Annotated in this window: 3 protein-coding genes and 1 pseudogene; 1 reads left to right on the plus strand and 3 read right to left on the minus strand. The window is 74.2% G+C overall.

What is annotated here, in order from left to right; all coding sequences use genetic code 11:
- The 3 genes and pseudogenes from EYA84_RS29645 to EYA84_RS29655 all read right to left on the minus strand — a co-directional run.
- A pseudogene (locus tag EYA84_RS29645) lies at window positions 1-88 on the minus strand (acetoin dehydrogenase); the annotation flags it as partial.
- Complete coding sequence (locus tag EYA84_RS29650) at window positions 81-1562, minus strand: NAD(P)/FAD-dependent oxidoreductase (RefSeq protein ID WP_131057391.1); 1482 nt, start codon at window positions 1560-1562, stop codon at window positions 81-83. The pseudogene EYA84_RS29645 and the gene EYA84_RS29650, both read right to left, overlap by 8 nt.
- A 97-nt stretch (window positions 1563-1659) precedes the next feature.
- On the minus strand, window positions 1660-2319 hold the full coding sequence (locus EYA84_RS29655; RefSeq protein WP_131057393.1) for a phosphotransferase: 660 nt from the start codon (window positions 2317-2319) through the stop codon (window positions 1660-1662).
- A gap of 108 nt (window positions 2320-2427) precedes the next feature.
- Here EYA84_RS29655 and EYA84_RS29660 point away from each other — a divergent pair, with 108 nt between their 5' ends.
- Window positions 2428-3051, plus strand: a complete 624-nt coding sequence (locus EYA84_RS29660) for an ATP-binding cassette domain-containing protein (RefSeq protein WP_131057395.1) — start codon at window positions 2428-2430, stop codon at window positions 3049-3051.
- The last annotated feature ends 61 nt before the right edge of the window (window positions 3052-3112 follow it).

Raw genomic sequence — 3112 nt, forward strand, 5'->3', positions numbered from 1 at the left:
GTGCCAGGCCGTGTGCCAGCGCCGCCCCGATGCCACCGGCCGCGCCGGTCACCACCGCGGTGCCGTCGGTGAAGTCGAACCTACGCATCGACGGCACTCCCCCGTGGCGCGCCCGCCGCGTCGAAGCGGACCCCGGCGTCGGTGACCCGCCCGTAGCGCAGCATCAGCAGGTCACGCGGATAGTTCTGGTGCAGACGCCAGGGCGGGCGGTGGCCCTGCGACGGCAGGTGCGCCAGGCCACGGCGGACGTACCCGGAGGTCAGGTCGATCAGCGGCGCCCGACGCCCGTCGGGCGGGGCGAGCGGGGTGACCACCCGGGTCCCGGTGCGGTCCAGGTGGCGCAGCAGGCGGCACACGTACTCGGCGACCAGGTCGGACTTCAGCGTCCAGGAGGCGTTGGTGTAGCCCAGCGTCATGGCGAAGTTCGGCACGCCGGAGAGCATCATGCCCTTGTAGGCGACCGTCCCGGGCAGGTCCACGTCGACGCCGTCCACCCGCAACGTCATGCCGCCGAGCGCGAGCAGGTCGAGCCCGGTGGCGGTGACCACCACGTCGGCCGGCAGTTCCGCGCCGCCGGTGAGCCGGACGCCGTGCGCGGTGAACGTCTCGACGGTGTCGGTCACCACGCTGGCCCGCCCGGCGGAGAGGGCGTCGAACAGGTCACCGTCGGGCACCACGCAGAGCCGCTGGTCCCACGGGTCGTAGCTCGGCGTGAAGTGGCGGTCGACGTCGTACCCGGCCGGCAGCCGCCGGGTCACGGCCCGCCGCAGCAACGCCCGGACCAGCCCGGGCGCCCGCCGGCTGAGCTGGTAGGTGGCGGCCGTGGCCAGCACGTTCTTCGACCGGATCAGCGGGTACGCCAGCCGAGCCGGCAGGCGCCGCCGCAGCGTGTCGGCGACCGCGTCCCGGGCGGGCAGCGCCAGCACGTACGTCGGGGACCGTTGCAGCATGGTCACGTGGGCGGCGCGCCGTGCCAGTGCCGGGACCAGCGTGACGGCGGTGGCACCGCTGCCGATCACCACCACGGTACGACCCGAGTGGTCGAGGTCGGCCGGCCAGTGCTGCGGGTGCACGATCCGCCCGGTGAACCGCTCCTGCCCGGGAAAGTGCGGGGTGTGCCCGGCGTCGTAGCGGTAGTAGCCGGTGCAGGCGTACAGGAAGTCGCAGGTGAGCACCACGGTGTCGGCAGTGTCGGCACGGTGTACGTGCACCGTCCAGCGGGCCCGTTCGCTGTCCCACTCGGCACGGACGACCCGGTGCCGGAAACGGATGTGCCGGGTCACGTCGTACGCGTCGGCGGTGCGTCGCAGGTAGTCGAGGATCGTGCCACCTTCGGCGATCGCCGTCGGCGCGGTCCACGGCGCGAAGGAGTAGCCGAGGGTGAACATGTCGGAGTCCGAGCGCACCCCGGGGTAACGGAACAGGTCCCAGGTGCCGCCGAGGTCGTCGCGGGCCTCCAGCACGGCGTACGTCTTGTCGGGGCAGCGGCGACGCAGGTGGCAGGCGGCGCCGATACCGGAGAGCCCGGCACCCACGATGAGCACGTCGACATGGTCGGACATCGGCTCGCCTCCCGCTCCCCTGCTGGTGCCCCGGACCCTACCCAGCCCCGCCGGGCGGCCTACCCCACCCCGGCGCGCCCGGCCGCCGCGCGGTGCGCTACTCCCCGGCGGCGGTGACCAGTGTCGCCGCCGGGACCAGCAGGGCGCGTTCGTCGGCGCTCTGGGCGGGGTCGGCGCGGCGTCGCGCCACGGCCGCGTCGACCAGGGGTACGGCGTGACCACGGATCGCCCGCAGGTAGGCGCGCATCAGCTCCCCCGCCTCGGTCGCCATCGGCTGGTCCCGGTCCACGGCGACCTGGGCGAGGATGAGGGCGGTCATCGCCACGTCCAGCCCCGGTGCGCCGTGCCGCACGTTGTGCCAGTCGATCAGCACCGGCCCGGACGGTTCGAGGACGACGTTGTCCGGGTGCAGGTCCAGGTGCAGGATCCGCTCGCCGTCTGCCGCGTCGGGCAGCGGTGCGACGGCGTGCAGGCGGCGGTGCAGGTCGGCCAGGACCGCGGCGGCCGCCTCGACGTCGATTCCACCGGTGAGCAGCGCGTGCAGCATGGTCGGGCCGGACAGCCGCCGCATCACCAGATCCGTGCCGTCGGCGTGGTGCACCCGGGGCACCGGGTAGCCGACGGCGTGCAGGTGGGCCATGAAACGGGCCTCGACGGCCACGTCGCCGCCGGCGCGATAGCGGCGTAGGACCCGCTCGCCGTCCAGCGCGTACACGTCGGCTTCCCGGCCGGAGGCCAGGGGGATCGGGTCCGTCACGACAGCGACGGTAGCCCGTCGACGCGCGGTTCCACGGTGGACTTCGGGGGGACACTGTGCGTGGTCGACCTGTGTCACTCTGAACGACGGGGTCGGTCGCTGGAGGTGATGGTCACGTTACGCACGCAGCAACTCGTCGCCGTGCCGGACGTCCCACCGCTCGACGTCGACGTGCCCGTCGGGGCGACGGCGGCACTGGTCGCCGAACCCGGCGTGGGCACCTCCGTGGTCCGGGTGGTGGTCGGGTTGGTCGCACCGGTCAGCGGCCGGATCCTGGTCGGCGAGCGGGACGTCACCGACCTGCCGCCACCGCGTCGGCGCATCGGGTACGTGCCGGCCGGAGGTGCCCTGCTGCCGCACCTGACCGTCGGCCGCAACATCTCCTACGGCCAGCGCCGCCGCCAGCGGGTCCACGACGTCGCCGACGACTGGGCGTCCACCCTGGTCGACCGGCTCGAACTCGCCCCGACCCTGGGGCTCCGGCCGCACCAGATCTCGGAGGCGCAGCGGTTCCGGGTCGCCCTCGCGCGGGCCATGGCGTGCCTGCCCGAGGTGCTGGTGGTCGACCTGCCCACCCCGGTCGACGGGGTGCGCCTCACCCCGCTGCTGGACCGGTTGTCCCCACCGGACTCCCCCCGTGTCACCGTGCTGATCGGCTCGGGGCACCCCGAGGTGCTGGCCGAGGTGCCCACGCAGGTTCCGGTACGGGCCGCCGACGGGGCGACGGCGTGACCGCGGCCGGGCGACTGCGCCGTCGTACCCTGCTGCGGTCCGCCGTGGCGACGACCGTGGC

Source organism: Verrucosispora sp. SN26_14.1 (genome assembly GCF_004307965.1).
Taxonomy (GTDB): Bacteria; Actinomycetota; Actinomycetes; order Mycobacteriales; family Micromonosporaceae; genus Micromonospora.

What these genes read in the sequence shown, in the direction of transcription:
- EYA84_RS29650 (WP_131057391.1), bottom strand. Translation starts at nt 1,562, where the DNA reads ATGTCCGACCATGTCGACGTGCTCATCGTGGGTGCCGGGCTCTCCGGT.
- EYA84_RS29660 (WP_131057395.1), top strand. Translation starts at nt 2,428, where the DNA reads ATGGTCACGTTACGCACGCAGCAACTCGTCGCCGTGCCGGACGTCCCA.